The sequence below is a fragment of the Rhodococcus sp. NPDC049939 genome (assembly GCF_040656415.1).
In the GTDB taxonomy this organism is placed as follows: domain Bacteria; phylum Actinomycetota; class Actinomycetes; order Mycobacteriales; family Mycobacteriaceae; genus Rhodococcus_F.
On the sequence record NZ_JBFAMC010000001.1, the window covers coordinates 728,508 to 751,462 of the forward strand.

The 22,955-nt window shown below is 63.0% G+C and carries 22 protein-coding genes; 18 read left to right on the top strand and 4 right to left on the bottom strand.

All coding sequences use genetic code 11. The features are described 5' to 3' along the window. Nucleotides 1–7: 7 nt before the first annotated feature. On the bottom strand, nucleotides 8–2,038 hold the full coding sequence (locus AB0I57_RS03205) for an elongation factor G (protein ID WP_358329732.1): 2,031 nt from the start codon (nucleotides 2,036–2,038) through the stop codon (nucleotides 8–10). A 394-nt stretch (nucleotides 2,039–2,432) separates the two neighbouring features. On the opposite strand from AB0I57_RS03205, the gene htpG reads away from it, so the two are divergent. Together htpG and AB0I57_RS03215 are read left to right on the top strand one after the other, a co-directional pair. Continuing rightward, nucleotides 2,433–4,361 carry a molecular chaperone HtpG gene (gene htpG, locus AB0I57_RS03210; RefSeq protein ID WP_358333090.1) on the top strand — a complete coding sequence of 643 codons (1,929 nt, stop codon included), beginning with the start codon at nucleotides 2,433–2,435 and terminating at the stop codon, nucleotides 4,359–4,361. 57 nt (nucleotides 4,362–4,418) lie between these two features. Continuing rightward, on the top strand, nucleotides 4,419–4,988 hold the full coding sequence (locus AB0I57_RS03215) for a mismatch-specific DNA-glycosylase (protein ID WP_358329735.1): 570 nt from the start codon (nucleotides 4,419–4,421) through the stop codon (nucleotides 4,986–4,988). 28 nt (nucleotides 4,989–5,016) lie between these two features. Here the strand turns inward: AB0I57_RS03215 and AB0I57_RS03220 are convergent, their stop codons facing one another. Then, nucleotides 5,017–5,463 (bottom strand): SRPBCC family protein, encoded by a 447-nt coding sequence (locus AB0I57_RS03220; RefSeq protein ID WP_358329738.1) that lies wholly within the window; start codon nucleotides 5,461–5,463, stop codon nucleotides 5,017–5,019. 260 nt (nucleotides 5,464–5,723) lie between these two features. Between AB0I57_RS03220 and AB0I57_RS03225 the strand changes: the two genes are divergently transcribed. Together AB0I57_RS03225 and AB0I57_RS03230 are read left to right on the top strand one after the other, a co-directional pair. Next, nucleotides 5,724–6,074: a hypothetical protein gene (locus tag AB0I57_RS03225; protein WP_358329741.1), complete on the top strand. Its 351-nt coding sequence runs from the start codon at nucleotides 5,724–5,726 to the stop codon at nucleotides 6,072–6,074. 118 nt (nucleotides 6,075–6,192) lie between these two features. Then, nucleotides 6,193–7,002: a methyltransferase domain-containing protein gene (locus AB0I57_RS03230; protein WP_358329743.1), complete on the top strand. Its 810-nt coding sequence runs from the start codon at nucleotides 6,193–6,195 to the stop codon at nucleotides 7,000–7,002. A 38-nt stretch (nucleotides 7,003–7,040) separates the two neighbouring features. Here the strand turns inward: AB0I57_RS03230 and zapE are convergent, their stop codons facing one another. Further along, complete coding sequence (gene zapE, locus AB0I57_RS03235) at nucleotides 7,041–8,075, bottom strand: cell division protein ZapE (protein ID WP_358329746.1); 1,035 nt, start codon at nucleotides 8,073–8,075, stop codon at nucleotides 7,041–7,043. A 41-nt stretch (nucleotides 8,076–8,116) separates the two neighbouring features. On the opposite strand from zapE, the gene AB0I57_RS03240 reads away from it, so the two are divergent. Together AB0I57_RS03240 and AB0I57_RS03245 are read left to right on the top strand one after the other, a co-directional pair. Beyond that, on the top strand, nucleotides 8,117–8,713 hold the full coding sequence (locus AB0I57_RS03240) for a TetR family transcriptional regulator (protein ID WP_358329749.1): 597 nt from the start codon (nucleotides 8,117–8,119) through the stop codon (nucleotides 8,711–8,713). 23 nt (nucleotides 8,714–8,736) lie between these two features. Continuing rightward, nucleotides 8,737–9,480, top strand: a complete 744-nt coding sequence (locus tag AB0I57_RS03245; RefSeq protein ID WP_358329752.1) for an MBL fold metallo-hydrolase — start codon at nucleotides 8,737–8,739, stop codon at nucleotides 9,478–9,480. Between the two features lie 36 nt (nucleotides 9,481–9,516). Here the strand turns inward: AB0I57_RS03245 and AB0I57_RS03250 are convergent, their stop codons facing one another. Then, complete coding sequence (locus AB0I57_RS03250; RefSeq protein ID WP_358329754.1) at nucleotides 9,517–11,214, bottom strand: fumarate hydratase; 1,698 nt, start codon at nucleotides 11,212–11,214, stop codon at nucleotides 9,517–9,519. Between the two features lie 172 nt (nucleotides 11,215–11,386). On the opposite strand from AB0I57_RS03250, the gene AB0I57_RS03255 reads away from it, so the two are divergent. The 12 genes from AB0I57_RS03255 (at nucleotide 11,387) to nuoE (ending at nucleotide 22,955) form a co-directional block, all read left to right on the top strand. After that, on the top strand, nucleotides 11,387–12,157 hold the full coding sequence (locus tag AB0I57_RS03255; RefSeq protein ID WP_358329757.1) for a type II CAAX endopeptidase family protein: 771 nt from the start codon (nucleotides 11,387–11,389) through the stop codon (nucleotides 12,155–12,157). 94 nt (nucleotides 12,158–12,251) lie between these two features. Then, nucleotides 12,252–12,770, top strand: coding sequence for an OmpA family protein (locus AB0I57_RS03260; RefSeq protein ID WP_358329759.1), 519 nt, complete (start codon nucleotides 12,252–12,254; stop codon nucleotides 12,768–12,770). Between the two features lie 145 nt (nucleotides 12,771–12,915). Next, nucleotides 12,916–14,547, top strand: coding sequence for an amidohydrolase (locus AB0I57_RS03265; RefSeq protein ID WP_358329762.1), 1,632 nt, complete (start codon nucleotides 12,916–12,918; stop codon nucleotides 14,545–14,547). Further along, on the top strand, nucleotides 14,544–15,956 hold the full coding sequence (locus AB0I57_RS03270) for a chloride channel protein (protein ID WP_358329765.1): 1,413 nt from the start codon (nucleotides 14,544–14,546) through the stop codon (nucleotides 15,954–15,956). Before AB0I57_RS03265 ends, AB0I57_RS03270 begins: the two co-directional genes overlap by 4 nt. Before the next feature lie 41 nt (nucleotides 15,957–15,997). Then, the gene (locus tag AB0I57_RS03275) at nucleotides 15,998–16,897 is read left to right on the top strand and encodes a restriction endonuclease (protein ID WP_358333093.1); all 900 of its coding nucleotides are present in this window, start codon (nucleotides 15,998–16,000) and stop codon (nucleotides 16,895–16,897) included. A 165-nt stretch (nucleotides 16,898–17,062) separates the two neighbouring features. Next, nucleotides 17,063–18,271, top strand: a complete 1,209-nt coding sequence (locus tag AB0I57_RS03280; RefSeq protein ID WP_358329768.1) for a serine hydrolase domain-containing protein — start codon at nucleotides 17,063–17,065, stop codon at nucleotides 18,269–18,271. Nucleotides 18,272–18,370: 99 nt separating this feature from the next. Next, the gene (locus AB0I57_RS03285; RefSeq protein WP_358329771.1) at nucleotides 18,371–18,793 is read left to right on the top strand and encodes a hypothetical protein; all 423 of its coding nucleotides are present in this window, start codon (nucleotides 18,371–18,373) and stop codon (nucleotides 18,791–18,793) included. 242 nt (nucleotides 18,794–19,035) lie between these two features. Further along, a complete protein-coding gene (locus tag AB0I57_RS03290) occupies nucleotides 19,036–19,395 on the top strand; it encodes an NADH-quinone oxidoreductase subunit A (protein ID WP_358329774.1) in 360 nt (119 codons plus the stop codon). Nucleotides 19,396–19,444: 49 nt separating this feature from the next. Then, a complete protein-coding gene (locus tag AB0I57_RS03295; protein ID WP_358329777.1) occupies nucleotides 19,445–19,999 on the top strand; it encodes an NADH-quinone oxidoreductase subunit B family protein in 555 nt (184 codons plus the stop codon). Between the two features lie 38 nt (nucleotides 20,000–20,037). Then, nucleotides 20,038–20,727, top strand: a complete 690-nt coding sequence (locus AB0I57_RS03300) for an NADH-quinone oxidoreductase subunit C (RefSeq protein WP_358329780.1) — start codon at nucleotides 20,038–20,040, stop codon at nucleotides 20,725–20,727. After that, the gene (gene nuoD / locus AB0I57_RS03305; protein WP_358329783.1) at nucleotides 20,727–22,043 is read left to right on the top strand and encodes an NADH dehydrogenase (quinone) subunit D; all 1,317 of its coding nucleotides are present in this window, start codon (nucleotides 20,727–20,729) and stop codon (nucleotides 22,041–22,043) included. Before AB0I57_RS03300 ends, nuoD begins: the two co-directional genes overlap by 1 nt. Before the next feature lie 57 nt (nucleotides 22,044–22,100). Further along, on the top strand, nucleotides 22,101–22,955 hold the full coding sequence (nuoE, locus tag AB0I57_RS03310) for an NADH-quinone oxidoreductase subunit NuoE (RefSeq protein WP_358329786.1): 855 nt from the start codon (nucleotides 22,101–22,103) through the stop codon (nucleotides 22,953–22,955).

Below are 22,955 nucleotides of genomic sequence, written 5' to 3' on the forward strand. Positions count from 1 at the left end.
GCGTTTGTCAGTGGGACTCGGGTCTCTCCTGGTAGCACTTGAAGCTCAGTGCGAGACGGCCACGTCCGTGCGTCATCGATCGGAGTGCAACCGCATAGTCGGTGATCTCGCTCGTCGGGACAGATGCGATCACGGTGATCTCGCCGTCGCGGGCCGGTTCGGTGCCTTCTATCTGGCCTCGTCGACGTCCGAGATCAGCCATCACGTCACCCTGGACATCCGCAGGCACAGTGACCTCTAGACGATCGATGGGTTCGAGGACGAGGGTGCCCACCTTGTCGATTGCCGCGCTCAGCGCGAGTGCCCCGGCCATCCGGAAACTGAAATCGTCCGAATCGACCGAGTGGTGCTTTCCGTCGAGCACCGTTGCTCGCAGGTCGACCAGCGGAAACCCGTGGCGGCCCCCGCGGCTCATCGACTCGGCGATTCCCTTGCCGACGGCCGAGACGAGGGGCTTGGGAATCACCCCGCCACGAGTCTCGTCGACGAACTCATAGCCGTCGTCGCGAGGCAGTGGCTCGAAGCGGACGGTTGCCACACCGAACTGGCCGTGCCCGCCAGACTGCTTCTTGTGGCGGCCCTCCGCCTCGGTGGATCCGAGCAGAGTCTCGCGGTACGCGATCTTCACGGGTTCGGTCCGAAGGGTGATCCCATATCGCCGCTGCAGTCGCGTCAAGGCCACCTGCACGTGGATATCGCCCGCGCCCCGGATCACCGTCTGATGTGTTTCGTTGTCTCGGATCACTTCCAGTGTCGGATCGTCGTTGACGAGTTCGGCCAGGGCGGTCGACAACTTGTCCTCATCGCCTGCGCTCTCGGCGGCCACTGCGATCCCGTATACCGCCGGCGCGTGTTCGAGCGGTGCCACACTGAGCGCGGATCCGAGCGGTGCCAGTGTGTCGCCGGTGGCGACGTCGGTGAGTTTGATTGCCCCGACGATGTCGCCCGCCCGCGCGGAGTCGATCGCAGTGTGCTTGTTGCCGATTACGCGAAGCAGGTTGTGCAGCCGCTCCTTTACTCCGGTGCGTTGATTCACGAGAACGTCGTCGGCATGCACAGTGCCGGAAACGATTTTCATCAACGCCACCTGACCGACGTATTCGTCGGTCTGCGTCTTGAAGACGTACGCCAGTGGATCACCGGAGGGATCGCACGGCACTTCACGGACCTGACCGTCGTCGTGTACTTCGATGCCGGGGGCGTCCGATGGTGCAGGTGCGATGCGGCACACGAAATCGAGAAGGCGATCGACGGCAATACCGTCTACAGCCGACCCGCACAGCACCGGCCACAGGGCGCCGGTGGCGAAACCTACGCTCAGCGCGTGCTCGAGTTCGGCGACGCCGATGTCCTCCCCGTCGAGATACCTGGAGAGCAGGTCGTCCTCGATCTCGACGACGTCCTCCACCAAGTGCTCGTGCTGTTCGTGTTCGAGGTCGGCGATGTCGGCCGGGAGCTCGTCGCTCGTAGTTGGTGAACCGGCGTCGTAGAGGATGACGTGTTCGGTCAGGAGATCGGCGACGCCCGCGAACGCCGATGCCTCGCCGATCGGCAGATCGACCGCTTCGATTCCTGAGCCGAACCGGGCGCGAATTCCGCCCAGGACGGTATCGAAGGATGCCCGCTCCTTGTCCAGTTTGTTGATGAACAGGACCCGTGGGATCGACATATCGCTCGCCGCCTGCCACAGCAGTTCGTCATTCACCTGCAGACCACTGACCCCGTCGATCACGAAAATCGCGACGTCGGCGACACGAAGTGCTGTCATGGCGTCGCCTACGAAATCGGCGTAGCCGGGCGGGTCGAGGAGATTGACCTGGTGATCGCCCCACGAGAACGACGCCAGACCGAGCGTCAGGGACTGGGTGCGATCGCGTTCTTCCGGTTGGCTGTCGAGTACGGTGTTGCCGCTCTCGATTCGCCCGGGACGGGCGATGACACCGGCGCGGAAGAGCATCGCCTCCGCGAGGCTCGTTTTGCCGTTGCCCTGATGTCCCATCAGAGCAATATTGCGGATCAGATCCCTCTTGGTCGTCACGGCCACTCCCTACCACGGGACCGTCGTATGGGTCGCCCCAACGATACCGTGCGACACCTCTGTCGGGCGCACGACTTTGTATCGCGATCTCTGGGTGGGCGGCGACAGATCGTCCGGTCGTCGGTGCCCTGGTGGATCCATGCCGTCGCGAAGGTGCTTGCACAGCAACACATGCCGACGGGAGTTCGCCGCTGCAGGGGCGTGGCCGACCCAACTGCCGGTTCCGGTTAGCCGTTCACCGATCGAGGACAGGTGCGGCCGTACGACCGGAAAAGGGTAGTGCCCTCGTCCGATGACCGAAGATTCCGTTTATCGGCAGCGCGATATCATTCGAACGACGAATCTGGTGTCGAAGAACTTGGTGTTGAGGGTTCTGCTGTCGAAGGGAATCGAAGTGAGCACGAATATCGAACAACTGGAGTTCCAGGCGGAGACACGCCAAATCCTGGACCTCATGATCCACTCGGTGTACTCCAACAAGGACTCGTTCCTGCGGGAACTCATCTCCAATTCTTCGGATGCATTGGACAAGTTGCGGCTCGAAGCCTTCCGCAACAAGGATCTCGACGTCGATACGACGGATCTGCATATCGAAATAGAAGTGGACAAAGAGAACCGCACGCTCACCGTTCGCGACAACGGCATCGGTATGACACACGAGGAGGTCGTCGACCTCATCGGCACGCTGGCCAAGTCGGGCACGGCTGATCTGCGCGAAAAGCTTCGGGAAGCGAAGGACGCCGCCACGTCCGAAGAACTGATCGGACAGTTCGGCATCGGCTTCTACTCGACCTTCATGGTCGCAGACAAGGTGACCCTGCTGACACGGAAGGCCGGAGAGAGCGGAGCCACGCGCTGGGAGTCGAGCGGCGAGGCGACGTACACGATCGAAGCAGTCGACGACGCGCCGCAAGGCACCTCGGTCACGCTGCATCTCAAGCCCGAGGACGCTGAAGATCATCTGCCCGACTACACGTTGGAATGGAAGATCAGGGAACTCGTCAAGCGCTACTCCGACTTCATCGCCTGGCCCATCCGCATGGAGGTTGAGCGTACGACGCCGGCGGAGGGCGACGGCGAGGCTGAGGTCACCAAGACTTCAGAGACGATCAACTCGATGAAGGCTCTGTGGGCCCGATCGAAGGACGACGTCAGCGAGGACGAGTACAAGGAGTTCTACAAGCACGTCGCCCACGCTTGGGACGACCCACTCGAGGTCATCCCGATGAAGGCGGAAGGCACGTTCGAGTTCCAGGCGCTGCTGTTCATCCCGTCGCACGCACCGTTCGACTTGTTCATGCGCGATGGGAAGATCGGCATCCAGCTCTATGTCAAGCGCGTCTTCATCATGGACGACTGCGACCAGCTGATGCCCGAGTACCTTCGCTTCGTCAAGGGCGTGGTGGACGCGCAAGACCTCTCGCTCAATGTCTCGCGCGAGATGCTTCAGCAGGATCGGCAGATCCGGGCGATCCGCCGCAGGCTGACCAAGAAAGTTCTCACCACCATCCAGGAAATGAAGGCGGAGCGCCCGGACGAATACCGGACGTTCTGGGGTGAGTTCGGTCGTGCGCTGAAAGAAGGCCTGATGTCGGACACCGACAATCGGGACTTGTTGCTGGGCGTCTCGTTGTTCGCGTCCACACACAGCGAGGAAGAGTTGACCTCGCTGGAGGACTACGTCGCGCGAATGAAGGACGGCCAGGAACAGATCTTCTACGCGACGGGCGAATCCCGGCAGCTGCTCGAGAGTTCACCGCACATGGAAGCCTTCCGGGCGAAGGGCTACGAGGTGCTGCTGCTGACGGACCCGGTGGACGAGATGTGGGTCGGTTCGGTCCCTGAGTTCGATGGCAAGTCGCTCCAGTCGGTCGCCAAGGGCGAGGTTGATCTCGATACCGAAGAAGACAAGAAGGCTCACGAGTCCGAGCGCGAAGAGCAGGAAAAGGATTTTGCCGGTCTGCTCACCTGGATGACCGAGGTGTTGACCGAGCAGGTCAAAGAGGTGCGCCTGTCATCCCGGTTGACCACATCACCGGCCTGCATTGTCGGCGACGCCTTCAGCATGTCGCCGACGCTGGAGCGGATGTACCGGGCGTCAGGACAGCCGGTTCCCTCCTCGAAACGCATCCTCGAACTGAACCCGACTCATCCACTGGTCACCGGGTTGCGGGACGCGCAAAGCGAGCGCAGCGAAGACGCGGCGCTGGGGGAGACCGCCGAACTCCTCTACGGCATGGCATTGCTCGCAGAGGGGGGCGAACTCGCCGATCCCGCACGGTTCACCACAATGCTCGCCAACCGTCTCGCCAGGACGGTGTGACTCTGCAGTTGCTCGAGGCCGGGGCGCGAGATCGATCGTGAGTGCTTGGGGGCGGCTGTGAGTTTTACGCGCGCAGAGTTGGAGTCGTTCCGCGACGCCGAGGTCCCCGACCTCATCGGACCCGATTGCCGTCTTCTGTTCGTGGGAATCAACCCGGGGTTGTGGTCGGCCGCTACCGAGACACATTTCGCGCGGCCGGGTAACCGCTTCTACCCGGCTCTACTGACCGCCGGGATCATCGAGCGCGCGATCGATCCGGCCGACGGTATGTCGGTCGCGGATCGCAGCTACCTGGTCGAGCGCGGTGTCGGTATCACCAACCTGGTGTCGCGCGCGACGGCGAGGGCCGACGAGTTGACTGCGCCAGAGTTGGCGTCCGGCGCCGAACGGCTTCGAGTCGTGGTGCGTGACAACACTCCTCGGGTGGTCGCGATTGCGGGAGTTACGGCCTACCGCACTGCTTTTGGCAATCGGGGTGCCAAGACGGGGAAGCAACCACGTCGCTTCGAGGGTGCGGAGTTGTGGGTCGTGCCCAATCCGAGCGGACTGAACGCACACGAAAACGTAGCGACCCTGGCCGCGGTCTATCGAAAGGTGGCGATCGAGGCGGGGGTCGTGTCCGGCTGACCCGGTCGCCGGGGCAGGCACCGGGCTGTCAGGCGTCGGTGCTTCGCTCGCTCTCTTCTTGAAGGGCATCGGCCAAGCCATTGATGCCTTTGCGCAGCCGCTTACCCGTGGAGTACTTCGTCAGGTGACCCAGTACGTTCGGGGTGTAGCTGTAGTGAAGCGTCAGTTTCGTTCCGGCGTCGTGCGGCGCGATGTTGAAATCGGCTACGCCGCCAGAGATTGGCAGTTTGAACGTTTCGTACAGGTTCACCGTCATGCGCTCGTTCGGGACGTATTTGTCGATTCGTTCTTCGACGCCGCCGAGGGGTGCGAGATCGCAGTGCCGGGTAGATCCCTCACTTACCGGCCCGGCAGATGTCAGTTTGGACCGCCTGACGCCGGGGTTCCAACGGGCGATGTTCCCGAAGTCGTTGAGTACGCTCCAAACCTTTTCCACGGGAGCCTGAATCTGACGATCAATCGTGAAGTCGGGCATCACATACTCCTACTTCTTTGTTGTGGTGGGCGTTCAACCGTGTTTCGGCGAGCAGATTTCTGTGGCGCGAATCTCGAGGGCGAACGTACCTACCGTCGACTACCAGCGTATCCAAACCGGACGAACCGAACAATCGTTGCAATACGCCCTTCTACCTGCACCGAGACCGTGAACGAGTTGGCCAGCGAGACGGGATCTTTCAAGCGGTGTCGTATCGGGTGGGCTGAAGAACCGATGTACCCGGCAATTAGGCTGTCGGCATGACCGTCCTCTACAACCTTGTTTTCGTCAGCCATCTGCTCGGTATGGCCGCCCTTGTCGGTGGCTACTTTGCTGTACTCGCGGCGCCGCGAGTCTCAGAGGTGATGGTGTGGGGCGCACGAGCCCAATTCGTGACAGGACTCATTCTCGTCGGCCTCGGCGAGGGCGCACTCGACAAGGATTACAACCACATCAAGATCGGTGTGAAACTCGTACTTTCGATCGTGATTCTTGCGCTGGCCGAGATTTTCCGGAGCAGGCAGAAGAAGGGATCGGAGAACCCGAACATGGTGCATGTGATCGGCGGGCTGTCAATCGTCACTGTTCTGGTCGCCGCGCTCTGGACCTGACGGTAGTTTCCTCGGGCACGGTGCGACCGATACGGCATCCGGTCCCCGCAACTCGTGCGTGATCCCGATATGTGAGATTCCTATCCCATATTTCGGTATAGGTGGCTAACCTCGGGACATGGGCACAGGGGAGAAGGTTTACACGCACGGCCATCACGAGTCGGTGTTGCGCAACCATCGGTGGCGTACAGCGGAGAACTCCGCGGGGTACTTGTTGCCGGATCTGCGCAGTGGGATGACCTTGCTCGATGTCGGCTGCGGTCCGGGAACCATCACCGCCGACCTCGCGGGTCTGGTCGCTCCCGGAGTGGTCACGGCCGTGGAGATGAACGACGAGGCGCTCAACTTGGCACGGGCCGAATTCGCCAAACGGGGTGTCCCGAATGCCAAGACGGCAGTATCGGACATTCACGCACTCGATTTCCCCGACGCCACCTTCGACGTGGTGCACGCACACCAGGTGCTGCAGCATGTCAGCGATCCGGTGCAGGCGCTGCGTGAGATGAAGCGTGTCTGCAAGCCGGGGGGAATCGTCGCCGCCAGCGACGCCGACTACGGCACGTTCACCTGGTACCCGGAGACGCCCGAACTCGACCGGTGGTTGGCGCTGTACAAGGACATCGCTCGGGCGAACGGGGGTGAACCGGATGCGGGGCGGCGTCTTCGGGCGTGGGCACGCGAGGCCGGTCTCGTCGACTTCGAGACCACCGCACGCACGTGGTGCTTCTCTTCGGACGAGGATCGCGAGTGGTGGGGTGGTTCCTGGGCGGATCGCGTACTCCACTCGACCTACGCCGAGCGTGCGATCGAACTAGGATTGGCCACTCGAGCGGATCTGGAACAAATTGCGGCAGGCTGGCATTCGTGGGTGCGGGAGCGCGACGGTTGGTTCGCGCTTCTGCACAGCGAAATCCTCTGCCGCGTGTAGGCAGGATCGGGGACAGGGTTGGACTGCCGGGGTGCCTTCTAGAACTCGGTCTTGCCGGATTCGATCCGGCTGAGTTGACCGAGGCGGCTCCTGACTCGTTCGAAATCGACGGGGAGTTGCGCGCTGGTGGTGAGGACCTCGAGCGGCACCGTTGCGAGAAACACGGGGGTGATATCGCGGTCGTAGAGAACGTCGATGACGTTGGCGAACCTCTGTGCTGGTTCGCGACCTGCCGTGCCAAGACCAGGTACGTCGCTGATCACCCACTTCGGGAAGTCCCGGGCCAACGCGAGGTAGTCGACCGGGGCGGTGGTCCGTCCGCACAGGTCGACGAAGTCGATCCACAGCCATTCGCCGGCAGCACGGTGGACGTGCACGGGGTGTCCGGCCGGCGCCAGAGTCGTGTGTTCGTCTGGACTCGGTGGATTGAGACCGAGGTGTTCGATCTGATTCGGGGATCCAGGGCTGACCCACAATCCGGCGGCGAACCCGGCCTCGTGGCTGGAGTGGGTGCGGTAGTCGACGGGGCCGTCGACGGCGACGATAGTCAGAGTCCGTTCGATCAGCTCGATGGTGGGCGCGAAGTCGTAATGGAAGAGTGGATTGGGCAGCAAGGATTGTGGTGGGTAGTTCGAGGTCAAGATGACCCGGATCTCCCGGTCGAGCAGCGCGGGCAGCAGTCGGGCGATGAATTTGCCATCCGCAGGATCGTGAACGTGGAATTCGTCGAAGCACACAACATCCAGCGCCCCGAGGAGATCCTCCAGGGCCGCTTCGAGGTCGTTGCCGTTCCTCCGGATAGCCAGGTGTAGGTCGCGGAAGAACTCGTGGAAATGAATCCGCGTCTTCCGGACGGTCGGCAGCGCAGCAAAGTACGCAGCCATCAACCAGCTCTTACCCCGACCCGCGGGCCCCCAAAGGTACAGGTTCCGATCGGCAGTCGCGAGGGCATCTGCAGCCTGCCGTTGCGCATCATCGAGCGTGAATCCCAACTCTTCTGCTGCCGTGACGAATACGGCGGGATCCAGCCGTAAGGGGCGGCTCGATCGTGAGGCTCGACGACTCCAACGCATGGCCGAACTCTACTATCGTAGAGGATTGAGAGGATCGAGACATGTCTCACCGTCGTTCACGCCGTGACCTCATATGTGATGCCGCGTTGGATCTCGCTGCCGAGGGTGGCAATCATGCGCTCACGCACCAGGGAGTCGACGCACGCCTCGGCCTGCCGCGCGGTTCGACCTCGTACTACTACCGCACCCGCCGTGCCCTGGTGTCCGCCGCTATCGCGCACCTGACTTGCCGGTCGAGCGAGCAGTTCCGCGACGCGGCGCCATCCGTCCCACCGAAAACAACCCGGGAAGCAGCGAGCCTGATCGCGGCACAGCTCGAAGTGCTGTTGGGAGACCGCCGTAGAGACGTACTCGCCCGGTACGCACTGATGGCGGATGCAGCAGGTGATGACGAGCTGCGGGAGGGTCTGGCATCGTGCCTGTTCTCATTCCCAGCAGCGACGGCACTTATGGATTCTCTGGGTGCATCGGACCCCGCAAGTGCCGCACGTGATCTCATCACCCTGCTCGAGGGATTGGTGTTCGACTTCGCCTTCGGGGCAAGGAAGCTGGGCGCGGACTCTTCTCACGCCGATGGAACCGAGACGCTACGGACTTCCATTCGCCTCTGGATCGACGCACTCGCTGTGACCAAGTGACGCGTGCGACATAGAGTTGCATCGTGACAATCGTGGACGAAGTAGCACCCGACGTGTTCCGTGCTTCCGGGACTGACGTGAACTTAGTGATTCTGCGGGACGGTGATGCCCTGACCCTGATCGACGGCGGCTATCCCGGTGACGTCGGCGCCGTGGAAGGTGCAATCCACTCGCTCGGTCGAAGGCCGGAAGACGTGCAGGGCATGTTGCTCACCCACGCGCACATCGATCACATGGGCGCGATTGTTGCCTTCCATGAACGCTACGGAACTCCGGTGTTCACGGACCCAGCCGAAGTCGCCCATGCGCGAAGGGATTACCTCGAGCAGGCCACCGGCAAGGACTTCATCCCGATGCTGCACAAGCACGGCGTGCTGCCCTGGCTCCTGCGCATCGCCCGGGTCGGAGCAACCCGGTCGCTGTCTATCGGCGACGCCCAGCCGTTCGCGTCCAGCGGTTCTCTCGACCTGCCCGGTGCTCCGGTTCCAGTGGCTACCCACGGGCACACCTCCGGGCACAGCGCATATCACCTTCCCCAGCACGGTGTGGTCGTCACCGGCGATGCGCTGGTCACAGCGCATGCGCTGTCGAAAGTCCGTGGCCCGCAACTGCTCCCGCAGGTCTTCGACCACGGGAAGCAGGACACCGTCTCCGCTCTGGACCACCTCGCCGTTCTCGACGCCGAGACCATCGTGCCGGGCCATGGTCCCGTGGTGTCCATGCCCATCGCGGCGGCCGTCGAGCAAGCCCGTCAACGAAGCCGGTAAGTGCCGCGCAGCAGGAAGTACGAGATCGGTGAGTCGTTAGAGGCCGGGACGCTTCCCGATGGTGAGAGTTGGTGTGGAGACGCCCGCGAAGAAGTCGTTGCCCTTGTCGTCTACCACGATGAACGCGGGGAAGTCCTCGACCTCGATCTTCCAGACCGCCTCCATGCCCAGTTCCTCGTACTCGACGACCTCGACCTTCTTGATGCAGTCAAGGGCCAGACGTGCTGCGGGGCCGCCGATGGAACCGAGGTAGAAACCGCCGTACGACTTGCACGCGTCGGTGACCTGCTTCGAACGGTTGCCCTTGGCGAGCATCACCATCGACCCTCCCGCGGCCTGGAACTGCTCCACGTACGAGTCCATGCGGCCTGCCGTGGTTGGCCCGAATGAGCCGGATGCCATGCCGTCGGGTGTCTTGGCCGGACCGGCGTAGTACACCGGGTGATCCCTGAGGTACTGCGGCATCTCCTCGCCTGCGTCGAGGCGCTCCTTGATTTTCGCGTGGGCGATGTCGCGGGCGACGACCAGCGGTCCGGTCAGCGACAACCGGGTCTTCACCGGGTGCTTGGACAGTTCGGCGAGGATCTGCGGCATCGGTTTGGTGAGGTCGATCTTGACGGCCGCGCCCTTGCCCGTGCCGGAGACGCCGTCGGTCTCTGCATCGAGTTGGGCATCGGTGACCTCGGGGAGGAACCGGCCCGGGTTGAATTCGAGTTGTTCGAGGAAGACACCCTCAGGGGTGATCTTCGCCTTGGCCTGCCGGTCCGCGGAGCAGGACACGGCCAGAGCCACCGGCAGGGAAGCGCCGTGACGTGGGAGACGGATGACGCGGACGTCGTGGCAGAAGTACTTGCCGCCGAACTGGGCGCCGATTCCGATCTCGCGGGTGAGCTCGAGGACTTTCTCCTCGAGCTCGAGGTCACGGAAGCCACGGCCGGTGATCGCACCCTCGTTGGGGAGCTCGTCCAGGTAGTGAGCGGACGCGTACTTGGCCGTCTTGAGCGCGAACTCGGCGGAGGTGCCGCCGACGACGATTGCCAGGTGGTACGGGGGGCAGGCCGCGGTGCCGAGTGCGCGAATCTTCTCTTCCAGAAAGCGCATCATGCTGTCGGGGTTCAGGATCGCCTTGGTCTCTTGGAACAGGTAGGACTTGTTGGCGCTGCCCCCGCCCTTGGCCATGTACAGGAACTTGTAGGCGTTCTCGTGGCCTACCGCTGTGTCGGCGTAGAGCTCGATCTGCGCCGGGAGGTTGCTTCCGGTGTTCTTCTCGTCCCACATCGTGATGGGGGCGTTCTGGGAATAGCGCAGGTTGAGCCGGGTGTAGGCGTCGTAGACACCCCGTGCGACGGCCGTCTCGTCATTCCCTGGGGTGAGAACGTGCTGGCCGCGCTTGCCCATGACGATCGCGGTGCCGGTGTCTTGGCACATGGGCAGCACGCCTGCGGCGGCGATGTTGGCGTTCTTGAGTAGATCCAGCGCGACGAACTTGTCGTTGCTGGACGCTTCCGGATCCTCGAGGATGCTCGCGAGCTGCCTCAGGTGATCGCTGCGCAGGTAGTGCGAGATGTCGTGAAGTGCCGTCTCGGTGAGCAGGCGCAGCGCTTCGGGTTCGACGGACAAGAAGGTGCGGCCGTCCGGTCCGGAGACAGTCGATACCCCCTCGGTGGTCAGCAACCGGTACTCGGTGCGGTCCTCACCGATCGGCAGCAGGTCCTCGTACTCGAAGTCGGCCATTCTATCTCCTGGACAGCGGGTGATCTGAAGTTCGCACCCAGGCTAGCCGCGGGGCGGGGACGCCGGATGGCGAGGGTGCGTCCTTATACACATAGTGGGAAAGCTCATACGAGTCGGAGTCGGCAAATCCGTACACTCTCCGGATGCATCGCGAAGGAGACCGGCCGTACGTATGACTATCGAATCCACTTACGCGGGGGCTGTTAACGCAGAATCGACAGACGGCCGGGCCGGACGACCCGTGCTGCACGCCTATCTGGATATCGCGATCGTCATCGTCGTCCTGGCGGGCACGAACCTGATCGCACATTTCACCACCGCATGGGCCAGTATCGCGACGGTTCCCATCGCCGCTGTCGTGCTGGTCGCACTGGTTCGCCGTCGGGGGCTCGGCTGGGCCGAATTGGGGCTCTCGCCCAGGCACTGGCGCCGGGGTTCGTTGTACGCCCTCGGCGCGATGGGTCTCGTGATCTCCGTCGTCGCGATCGGAGCGGCGCTACCACTTACTCGCCCCTTCTTCATGGCCGATCGGTATGCCACTCTCTCGGGTGCGCTTGTGGCCTCGATGATCGTCATCCCACTACAGACCGTCATCCCCGAGGAACTCGCATTCCGTGGTGTGCTCCACGGCACGCTGGACCGTGTGTGCAGTGTGCGCGGGGTCTTCGCGGCGGGATCGCTCATGTTCGGCCTCTGGCACATCGCATCCTCGTTCGGCTTGACCTCGGGTAACAAGGGTTTGTCGAGCATTCTCGGTGGCGGTGTGGTCGGTCAGGTTCTCGGCATCGCGGCCGCAGTCGTCGCCACAGCCGGGGCAGGGGTCGTGTTCACCTGGCTCCGCCGCCGCAGCGGCAGTCTGATCGCGCCGATAGCGCTGCACTGGGCGTTGAATGGCGCCGGAGCACTTGCCGCCGCCATCGTGTGGCACACGACAATCAACTGAATGCGACCGTTGATTCGCCGACGCGACCGGGGGCTCAGGGCTATTCTCACGATGGGTAGGCCTTCTGGACGGTAGCGACTTCGAGGGGAATCCAATGATTCGCAGGACGATCGTCAGCGGTGTTGCAGTGGCTGCCATTGCGATTGCCGGAGTAGCCGGTTGCTCGAGCGAAGATTCGGATGTGGCGACTACCACCACGACAACCTCGGAGCCCGGCCCCCTCGATGCCGCGGCCACCAGTATCAGAGCCACTGCGTCGGCTGCGGTGGACGCAGCGTTGGAAGCCACACGAGACGCTGTCAACGCGGCGATCTCGGCGACTCCGATCCAGTTCGAACCCGACAGTTCCGAATTGAACCCCATTTCCAATGTGACCCTCACCGCGATCGCGGTTGCGTTGGAGACGAATGATGCGGACATCAAGATCGAGGCGTACGCCGACATGTCCGACGAGGACGCCGCGCAGCAGTTGGCCGACGAACGAGCCGATTCGGTTGCCAGCGCTCTCGAAGCGCAAGGGATAGACAAGGATCGGATCTCCACCGAAGGAACCGCGAACCCGGGCGGGGACGTCGACGTCGATCAGGCCGATATCACGGTCGGGGAGAACTGACCGAACGGCCAGGTCGGGGGATGTTTGGGATAGGCCTTATTCCCACAATTGATCTGCCGGGTAGCTGTAGGGTGAATCCACAGTCGACACTCGCTGCCGGCGCGTGGGGGTCGTCCTCGCCCCGGTCCGACGGGAGGGCGCACTGATGGTCGACAATGCTCCGAAGACCGCCGATCTGGTGCTTTTCGGTGATGTGATCACTATGGACGACGAACGGCCACGCGCTCAGGCTGTTGCGGTCCGTGAGGGACGGATTGCCGCCGTAGGTGACGACGACGCGGTGATTCCGCTGATCGGGCCCACAACGGTGACCGTGGACATGGGCCGAGCCTGTGTGCTACCCGGATTCGTCGAAGCGCACGGACATCCGCTCTATTCGGCGTTGCTTCTCGGCGAACCTGTCGTGGATATCAGACCGGTCACCGTCGCCGATGCGGCACAAGTGGTCGAGGCCGTACGCAAAGCCGTTGACGAGCATCCCGACGGCGCTCTGGTGAACGGTTGGGACCCCCTCTTGCAGAGGGGACTCCCGGAACCGACCCGAGAGTGGCTCAATTCCGTCGCCCCGGACACCTCACTGGTGATACTGCACAACAGTGGGCACGTTGCCTTCTTCAACGACGTGGCCGCGCGGCAGGCCGGATTGGCCCGTGATGCACCGGACCCCGAGGGCGGAAGCTTCGGCCGCGAGAAGTCCGGTGAGCTCAACGGCACGGCTTTCGAGGCACCCGCGGTGATGGCGGTGGCCGGAAAGGTACTCGACGGGGCCATGACTCGGCTCCCTGAACTTCTCTCGGCCGAGTGCGCGCGAATGAATGCGGCAGGGATCACCACCAGTAGCGAGATGGCTTTCGACCCGAAACTCCGGTCCGCGTTGACCGCCTTCTCGAGATCCGGCGAGCTCACCACTCGCCTTCGTCTCTACGAGATGTCGAACCCGCAGCGCGCCAGTGAGGTGTCGCCAGGCGTAGGCAACGACCTGGTCCGCCAGGTAGGCATCAAGATCTGGGCGGACGGTTCACCCTGGGTCGGCAATGCGGCCAACAGCTTTCCCTACATCGATTCCGAGGTCACGCGGGCCATGGGTCTCGCGGGAACTCGCGGTAAGGCCAACTACACCGAGGACGAGATTCTCGAGATCAGCAGGCCGTACTTCGAGAACGGCTGGCAGATCGCCGCTCACGCGAACGGCGACGACGCGATCACCTTGGTGCTCGACGCGTGGGAGCGGATGCTCGCAGACACGCCACGTGACGACCACCGGTTGCGGCTCGAGCACGTCGGGGCGATGACTTCGGACCAGTTCCGTCGTGCGACCGAACTCGGAGTCACGTGCAGCATGTTCGTCGATCATCTCTACTACTGGGGAGACGTCCTCGTCGACGACCTGTTCGGTTCGGAGCGTGGAGCACGGTGGGCGGCGGCTGGTTCCGCAATCGCCATGGGACAGCGGATCTCGTTCCACAACGACGCTCCCGTCACCCCCACCAACCCGTTGCGCAACATCGCCGACGCCGTGACCCGCCGCACTCGATCGGGTCGCGTGCTCGGTCCTGACGAGCGGATCGGCGTCCTGGAGGCTCTCCGCGCGGAGACGATCAACTCGGCATGGCATCTGCACAGCGACGACGTAATCGGGGCGATCAAACCCGGCATGCACGCCGATTTCGTTGTACTGTCGTCGAATCCGCTTTTCGTGGAACCAGACGAGATTGCTGATCTGCGCGTCCTCGCCACGATCATGGAGGGTCGGACGGTTTTCGGAAAACTCAGGTGATCCCGGTGGTGACAGGATCCCAGGCTGCGCGAAAGATCGAGACGTCGGCGAAGACCTGGGTCAACAACGCAACTTACTTGCGAAAGTGGATCGTTCTGGGTGCGGCTATCGGGTTGATAGCGGGTCTCGGAGCGGCCGTGTTCTACTTCGCGCTGTCGGAGGCGACTCGTCTGTTGCTCGTCGAACTCGGGGGCTATCAGCCGCCGACCGCGGCGGGTGACGGTGGTGTAGCCGAGAGCAGGGGGTTCGAACGCCCCTGGGCGATCCCACTCGTGGTGTGCCTCGGTGGTCTGGTCGCGGGGATACTCGTGTACAAGCTCGCTCCGGAAGCCGAGGGCCACGGCACCGATGCCGCGATCGACGCCGTCCACCGCGACCCCCGAATGATCCGCGTGCGTGTGGTTCTCGTGAAGCTGGTGGCATCTGCTGTGACGATCGGGTCGGGTGGGTCCGGCGGACGAGAAGGGCCGACGGCGCAGATCTCGGCGGGTTTCGGGTCGTTGCTCGCCCGTCGGCTCGACCTGTCACCTCGCGACGGCAGGATCGCGGTGGCGGTCGGAATCGGCTCGGGCATAGGTGCAATCTTCGGTGCCCCGCTCGGTGGCGCTGTGTTGTGTTGCACTATCCCGTTCAAGGAGGACTTCGACTTCGACATTCTGATCCCAGCATTTGTCACGTCGATAGTCAGTTACGCAGTGTTCGGTCGCCTGGTCGGGTTCGGGCCGCTTTTCGGGACCGCCGCCGAGGAGTACATCTTCGTCGCACCGCTCGAGCTGGTGTGGTTTGCCTTGATCGGTGCCCTCGGTGGCTTGATCGGAATTCTATACAGCGGAACCTTCTATACGACTGTAGATCTCACTCGTTGGCTTCCGGGAAGTCGGATCTTCAAACCAGCGGTCGGCGGTTTGTTGGTCGGACTTTTGGCGCTGGTGCTGCCGGAGGTACTGGGCAGTGGATACGGCTGGATTCAACAGTCGATGTCGCGCATCGACCTCGAGGCGATCCCGCTGTGGGTGGTGCTGGTGCTGCCCTTCGCGAAAATTCTGGCGACCTCGCTGTCCATTGGTTCGGGTGGCTCCGGGGGCATCTTCGGGCCGGGGTTGGTGATCGGCGCATTCACTGGTGCCGCGGTGTGGCGAGTGCTGGAACCGTGGGCCCCAGGCATCCCTGACAGTCCGGCGCCATTCGTCATCGTCGGAATGATGGCCTGTTTCGGCAGCATAGCTCGCGCACCACTGGCCGTGATGTTGATGGTGGCTGAGATGACCGGAAGCATCGGCGTGCTGGTGCCGGGGATGATTGCGGTGGGAATCGCCTACCTCATCGTGCGCCGGTCAGGAAAGACCATCTACCGGTCTCAGGTCGAGAATCGTGAAGAAGCCCGGCGGAGGCAGGGCGGGGCGGGATGAACGGATCGGGGTGGTGTGCAGCCCGCCCGGTCGATTCCGGCATGCTTGGGGTCATGACCGTTCACGTTCCTCAGTACGTTGACCTCTTGTGGCCGGCGCTTCAGGCTGCCATAGCTCTCGGTGGCTCGGCGTCGAACGAGGAACTCGACAGTGCGGTTGTTGAGCGCGAAGGTCTTTCGTCCGAAGTGCAGGGGGTGCTGCACGGTGACGGTCCCAGCACGGAGATCGAGTACCGGCTGGCGTGGGCGCGCACGTACCTCAAGGGGATGGGCCTGCTGACCAACAGTCGGCGCGGGGTGTGGAGCGTGACGGAGAAGGGGCGTGAGGTAACAGAGAGCGACATCCGCCCCTTGCACACCGAGTTCTCCGCGGAGAACCGTAAGAGAAATGCAGCCCGCAAGTCGGAGAAGGCTGCGTCGCGCAGAGGCGACGAACCTGATGCAAACATCGCGGAGGCGGACAACGACGCAGGCTGGAAGGACCTCCTGCTCGACACCATCTTGAAGATGTCGCCTGCAGCGTTCGAGCGGTTGACACAAAGGTTGCTGCGTGAAGCCGGCTTCTCGAGCGCGTCGATTACCGCTCGCAGGGGGGATGGGGACATCGAGGGTCTCGGGGTGTACCAGCTGGCACTGCTGAGTTTCCCGGTGTTCTTTCAGTGCAAGCGCGACAGCGGCAGTGTCGGCTCCGGTGCGGTGCGTGACTTCCGTGGGGCGATGGCGGGTCGTGGAGAGAAGGGCTTGCTCATCACCACGGGTACGTTCACCGGCGACGCGCGAGCGGAGTCCAAGAGGGACGGGGCGCCGCCGATCGATCTCATCGACGGCGACCGTTTGTGCGACTTGTTGAAGGAGCATTCGCTGGGGATTCAGACCACGACTCGGCTCGTCGAGGACATTGAGGTCAGGTTCGAGTACTTCACTTCTCTCGAACCGAAATGATCTACGACAGACCTAGAAACCCTGGTCAGGGTGTGCTTTTGCGTTGCGGTATGGGCACGAACCGATCACACAGGCGCTGAGCAAGGGGCAACCGCGCCCAAAAATGTGTAAACAGGAAGTTAATCGTGCATATCACGCACGTGAAAGACGGCGAGAGAAGTGGTCATGTCCACCACGACGCCCTGGCCGATAACGGGCCGCACAGTGCGGCCACCTGCGAAAATGCTGGTGGACCGCCGGTTCGGGATGCTCGTGGACCAGTTCTTCAGGCTCTTCCGCGATCCGCGTCAGGGTGGTGGCGCATTGGCCGTATATCTGCGCGGAGAACCCGTTGTGGACGTATGGGCGGGCTGGGCGAGCCGCAAGACCCGATGGCAGGAAGACACCGTCACCCTCACGTTCTCCACGGGTAAGGGCGTTGCGTCCACGGTCCTGCATCGCCTCGCATGCCGAGGCATCATCGACTACGACGTGCCGGTGGCGCAGTACTGGCCGTTGTTCGCTGTCGGGGGCAAGGAGACGATCACGGTCCGTGAACTGCTGACACATCGCGCCGGGCTCCACCGAGTTCGCGGACTCGTCCCCGGTCCGCTGAGTCTGATGGACCATACTCTGGTCAGTGCTGCCCTGGCGGCTGCCGAGCCGGATCCGCGCAGGCTGAAGGCGCCCGGATATCACGCGGTGACGTTCGGCCCGCTCATCGCCGAACTGTCATCTCGAGCCTCGGGCATTCCTTTCACCGAACTCGTGCGCACGGAGATTGCCGAACCACTCGGGGTGAAGGAATTCTGGTACGAGGTGCCTCATGGCGAGCGCGGCCGGATTGCCAAGACGTTCCCGAGAATCAACCCGTTCGGCGTTCCGTGGGGTGCCACGTCGTTCGCTATGTCGAAAGTGCCCGGATTGCGCGACGTGGCAGACGCCGGCATGCCCGCCGGATTCGACCTACTCGTCCGCAATCCCGCGATCCACGACTGTGTGATGCCGGGATGGAACGGTGTCTTCAGTGCCCGCGCACTGGCGAGGATGTACGGGGCGCTGGCGAACGCAGGCACCGTCGACGGTGTCGAGTTTCTCCGGCCGGAGGTTGTGGCGCAGTTGAGTGAGGTGCAGACGACGACGCGCGACTATGTATTGGGTATCCCGATGAATTGGCGGCTCGGATACCACGCGGGGATGGTCGCCCGGCGAAAGCAACCACGGAATACGTTTGGGCACTATGGTTTAGGTGGTTCTGGTGCGTTCGCGGACCCGGACACGGGGTTGTCGGTTGCGTTCATCACCAATCGTCTCGGCAACATGGTGACACCTCTTGCGGACCTCCGTCTGCCCCGGCTCGGTTCGACCGCGCTGGCAATTGCTGAGAGGTTGTAACCGAACATATCCGGCAGATTCGATTCGATTTCGAATACGACGTTTTCGATCACCGCGTGCCGCAGGTCTCGAGGTCGTAGTACCGGTAGCATCTACTCCGTGACCGACGTGACCGCCAACACGACCCGCCCCAATCGGTTGCGTGTCCTCGTCTACAGCGACGATGCGAATACACGTCAGAAGGTGATCCTGGCACTGGGCAAGCGGCCGCATCCGGACCTGCCGGAGCTGGAGTTCGACGAGGTGGCGACGGCGGCGATCGTGATCGCCCACATGGACGCCGGCGGCATCGATCTGGCCGTGCTGGACGGAGAAGCGGTACCGGCCGGTGGGATGGGGATCGCCAAGCAGTTGAAGGACGAGATCGACCCGTGTCCCCCGATCCTGGTCCTGACTGGCCGCCCGGACGACGCCTGGTTGGCCTCTTGGTCGCGCGCCGAGGCGGCGGTGCCTCATCCGATTGATCCGCTTCAACTGTCAGAAGCGGCCATCGTACTCTTGCGTACCCAGCTGCCCGCCTGAGTCTTTCGAGTTGTTCCCACCGCGTGCACGGGTTGGCCGACAGCCTGTGCCGCACAGGGTTTCCGTGCTCCCAGATCTGCCATAACTCGCTGGTTCAAACCGACCGGGCTTGACGACAACCCTTGTACGCTGTGCGATAACTCACAAGAGTGAGACTTCGAGTGATAACTCACAAGGGCGTAGCTTCGGAAAAGACAGGCCGAAACGAGCGGCAGCTCGTGAAGAGGGGAGTTGGAGTTGGCATGAATGTGTATGCGCCGATTCTCGTGCTCGGAGCGATCGCGGTCGCGTTCGCAGTCTTCTCCGTGATCGTCTCGAGGATCGTCGGCCCGAAGCGCCTGAATCGTGCCAAGCTCGAAGCCTACGAATGCGGCATCGAGCCCGCGCCACAGGCCGTGGGTTCCGCTCGCTTCCCGGTGAAGTACTACATGACGGCCATGCTGTTCATCATCTTCGACATCGAGATCGTGTTTCTCTACCCGTGGGCCGTGCACTTCGATGCGCTCGGGTTCTTCGGTCTGGTCGCCATGGCCCTGTTCATCTTCAACGTCTCCGTCGCCTATGCGTACGAATGGCGACGCGGCGGTCTCAGTTGGGACTGATCGATTTCGAACTTGATCCAAAAGGCAAGCTGGAAGGGAAAAGTCGGATATGGGCATCGAGGAGAGGCTGCCGAGCGGCTTCTTGTTGACTACGGTCGAAGGGCTCGCGGGCTACGTCCGCAAGGGCTCGTTATGGCCCGCGAGTTTCGGCCTCGCGTGCTGCGCGATCGAGATGATGGCTACTGCCGGTGGACGCTTCGACATCGCTCGCTTCGGCATGGAGGCGTTCCGTGCGTCGCCGAGACAGGCCGACCTCATGATCGTTGCGGGCCGGGTCAGCCAGAAGATGGCCCCGGTGGTGCGGCAGATCTACGACCAGATGGTCGAGCCGAAGTGGGTACTTGCGATGGGCGTGTGCGCGTCGTCCGGCGGCATGTTCAACAACTACGCGATCGTGCAGGGCGTCGACCACGTCGTCCCCGTTGACATCTACCTGCCGGGCTGTCCGCCACGCCCCGAGATGTTGCTGAACGCGATTCTCACCTTGCACGAGAAGATCCAGCAGATGCCTTTGGGTGTCAACCGCGAGGAGGCGGCGCGTGCAGCGGAGCAGGCCGCGCTGGCGGCCACCCCCACGATCGACATGAAGGGTCTGCTCCGTTGAGCGGCACAGGGGCCGGTGAGACGCCCCAGCAACCCGCCGTGCCGACCGATAGCGGAGCGAGCCCTCTTCCCGAGCAGATCGATGTGCGCCGTGGGCTGTTCGGCGTGCAGGGCACCGGCGATACGTCCGGGTACGGTGGCCTCGTTCGCCCGGTCCTGCTGCCGGGAAGTACGCCCCGTCCCTACGGTGGATATTTCGACGACGTTGCCGACGGCCTTCATGCAGCCTTGGCCGAGGCCGATGTGGTCTTCGAGGACGCGATCGAGAGGGTCGTCGTGTTCCGCGGCCAGATCACCTTCGAGGTGCGCCGAGAGCATCTGACGCGAGTCGCACGCAACCTTCGAGACGAACCCGATCTACGTTTCGAGATGTGCTTGGGCGTCAGCGGGGTGCACTACCCGCAGGACGCCGGCCGTGAACTACATGCGGTCTATCCACTCATGTCCATTACACACAATCGTCGGATCCTGCTCGAGGTCGCGGTGCCCGATGCCGATCCGCACATTCCTTCACTGACCGAGATCTATCCGACCAATGATTGGCACGAGCGGGAGACGTACGACTTCTTCGGCATCGTCTTCGACGGACACCCCTCGCTGACTCGTATCCAGATGCCTGACGACTGGTCCGGTCATCCGCAGCGCAAGGACTATCCGCTCGGCGGAATCCCCGTCGAGTACAAGGGCGCGGAGATTCCGCCACCCGACGAACGCCGGGGGTACAAGTGATGAGCGATGAGACCGTCTACACCGTCGCCGGACAGGACTGGGACGAGGTCGTCGATGCGGTGAAGGCTGTTTCGAGCGAACCGGGCTCGGAGTCCCGCGAGGAACGCATAGTCGTCAACATGGGTCCGCAGCATCCGTCCACGCACGGTGTCCTCCGGCTGATCCTGGAGATCGAGGGCGAGACGGTGACCGAGGCCCGGTGCGGCATCGGCTATCTGCACACCGGAATCGAGAAGAATCTCGAGTACCGAAACTGGACGCAGGGAGTCACATTCGTAACCCGCATGGACTATTTGTCTCCGTTCTTCAACGAGGTCGCCTATTGTCTCGGCGTCGAGAAACTGCTCGACATCACCGAGCAGGTTCCGGAGCGGGCCAGTGTCATCCGGGTCATGCTCATGGAACTCAATCGCATCTCCTCGCATCTGGTGGCGCTCGCTACGGGAGGCATGGAACTCGGCGCGGTGAGCGCGATGCTGTTCGGCTTCCGTGAGCGTGAACTTGTCCTCGACGTATTCGAGATGATCACCGGGCTCCGAATGAACCATGCGTACATCCGGCCCGGAGGACTGTCCCAGGATCTACCGCCCGGCGCGGTGGAGAAGGTCCGAGAGTTGCTGACGCTGATGCCCGAGCGTCTGCGCGACATGGAGAACCTTCTCAACGACAATCGAATCTGGAAGGGGCGCACACAGGGCATCGGCTACCTCGATCTGACGGGATGCATGGCTCTCGGCGTCACCGGTCCGATGCTGCGCGCCACAGGCCTGCCGCACGACCTGCGCAAGTCGCAACCGTACTGCGGATACGAGAACTACGAGTTCGAGGTCAGTACCGCCACCGGGTGCGACGCCTACGACCGCTACCTGATCCGGGTCGACGAGATGAAGGAGTCACTCAAGATCGTCGAGCAGTGCCTCGATCGGTTGCGGCCCGGCCCGGTGATGGCTGAGGACAAGAAGATCGCTTGGCCTGCGGACCTGACTCTCGGCGCCGATGGTCTGGGTAACTCACCCCGTCACGTCGCAAAGATCATGGGCTCGTCGATGGAATCGTTGATCCACCATTTCAAGCTGGTGACCGAGGGCTTCCGGGTTCCCCCAGGGCAGGTGTACGTCGCGGTCGAATCCCCCCGAGGTGAACTCGGTGTCCACATGGTCAGCGATGGCGGCACGCGCCCGTATCGGGTGCATTTCCGTGATCCCTCGTTCACCAATCTGCAGTCGGTGGCTGCCACATGTGAGGGCGGGATGATCGCCGACGTCATTGCCGCAGTCGCAAGTATCGATCCCGTCATGGGTGGTGTCGACCGATGAATCCAGGTCTTTTCGATGGAGCAGTTCGGATGGTCGGCCGGAGAGGGAGCGCAGCGGATGAGTGACGAGAATGCGGCGCACCGCCGGGCCGCGGTACCCGCGAGTGCAGCAGACCGAAGCCCCGTGTTCGTCGAGTTGGGTCGCAGGCCAGAGGAGGACGGGCAACTGGTCCGGCCGGGTGCACGCGAGGAGTATCCGCCAGATGTGCAGGTGAGGCTCGAATCGGACGCGGCATCGATTGTCGGTCGCTACCCGGATTCGCGTTCTGCTCTGCTGCCGTTGCTGCATCTGGTGCAGGCCGAGGACGGCTACATCACCCCGGCCGGGGTCGAGTTCTGCGCCACTACGCTCGGACTGACAGGTGCCGAGGTAGCCGGCGTGGCCACCTTCTATTCGATGTATCGCCGCGAGCCCACCGGCGACTACCACGTGGGCGTCTGCACCAATACGTTGTGCGCGATCATGGGCGGCGACGCAATCCTCGCAGCTCTGACCGAACACCTCGATCTCGCCCCCGGCGGTACAACCCCGGACGGCAAGATCACCCTCGAGCACATCGAGTGCAACGCCGCGTGCGACTACGCCCCGGTCGTGATGGTCAATTGGGAGTTCTTCGACAACCAGACACCGGAGTCGGCACGGGCGCTCGTCGACGACCTGCGTTCCGGTGCGGCGGTCACGCCGAGCCGGGGAGAGACGCTCTGCACGTTCCGTGAGACCGCTCGCATTCTCGCGGGGTTTCCCGACGAACGCCCCGGCGCGGTGGAGGGCGGCAGCGCGGGCGCACCCACCCTGGCCGGCCTTCGCGTCGCACGGGAGTTGGGTATGACGGCCCCGGACCCTTCGGACGTAGCAGTCGCTACGGAGTCGGAAGCGCCACCGGCCAACGACGACGGACGGAAGGGGGATTGA

What these genes read in the sequence shown, in the direction of transcription:
- AB0I57_RS03290 (WP_358329774.1), top strand. Translation starts at nt 19,036, where the DNA reads ATGAATGTGTATGCGCCGATTCTCGTGCTCGGAGCGATCGCGGTCGCG.
- AB0I57_RS03295 (WP_358329777.1), top strand. Translation starts at nt 19,445, where the DNA reads ATGGGCATCGAGGAGAGGCTGCCGAGCGGCTTCTTGTTGACTACGGTC.
- nuoD (WP_358329783.1), top strand. Translation starts at nt 20,727, where the DNA reads ATGAGCGATGAGACCGTCTACACCGTCGCCGGACAGGACTGGGACGAG.
- AB0I57_RS03240 (WP_358329749.1), top strand. Translation starts at nt 8,117, where the DNA reads ATGTCTCACCGTCGTTCACGCCGTGACCTCATATGTGATGCCGCGTTG.
- AB0I57_RS03275 (WP_358333093.1), top strand. Translation starts at nt 15,998, where the DNA reads ATGCTTGGGGTCATGACCGTTCACGTTCCTCAGTACGTTGACCTCTTG.
- AB0I57_RS03250 (WP_358329754.1), bottom strand. Translation starts at nt 11,214, where the DNA reads ATGGCCGACTTCGAGTACGAGGACCTGCTGCCGATCGGTGAGGACCGC.
- nuoE (WP_358329786.1), top strand. Translation starts at nt 22,101, where the DNA reads ATGAGTGACGAGAATGCGGCGCACCGCCGGGCCGCGGTACCCGCGAGT.
- AB0I57_RS03265 (WP_358329762.1), top strand. Translation starts at nt 12,916, where the DNA reads ATGGTCGACAATGCTCCGAAGACCGCCGATCTGGTGCTTTTCGGTGAT.
- zapE (WP_358329746.1), bottom strand. Translation starts at nt 8,075, where the DNA reads ATGCGTTGGAGTCGTCGAGCCTCACGATCGAGCCGCCCCTTACGGCTG.
- AB0I57_RS03220 (WP_358329738.1), bottom strand. Translation starts at nt 5,463, where the DNA reads ATGCCCGACTTCACGATTGATCGTCAGATTCAGGCTCCCGTGGAAAAG.
- AB0I57_RS03225 (WP_358329741.1), top strand. Translation starts at nt 5,724, where the DNA reads ATGACCGTCCTCTACAACCTTGTTTTCGTCAGCCATCTGCTCGGTATG.
- AB0I57_RS03280 (WP_358329768.1), top strand. Translation starts at nt 17,063, where the DNA reads ATGTCCACCACGACGCCCTGGCCGATAACGGGCCGCACAGTGCGGCCA.
- AB0I57_RS03255 (WP_358329757.1), top strand. Translation starts at nt 11,387, where the DNA reads ATGACTATCGAATCCACTTACGCGGGGGCTGTTAACGCAGAATCGACA.
- AB0I57_RS03260 (WP_358329759.1), top strand. Translation starts at nt 12,252, where the DNA reads ATGATTCGCAGGACGATCGTCAGCGGTGTTGCAGTGGCTGCCATTGCG.
- AB0I57_RS03230 (WP_358329743.1), top strand. Translation starts at nt 6,193, where the DNA reads ATGGGCACAGGGGAGAAGGTTTACACGCACGGCCATCACGAGTCGGTG.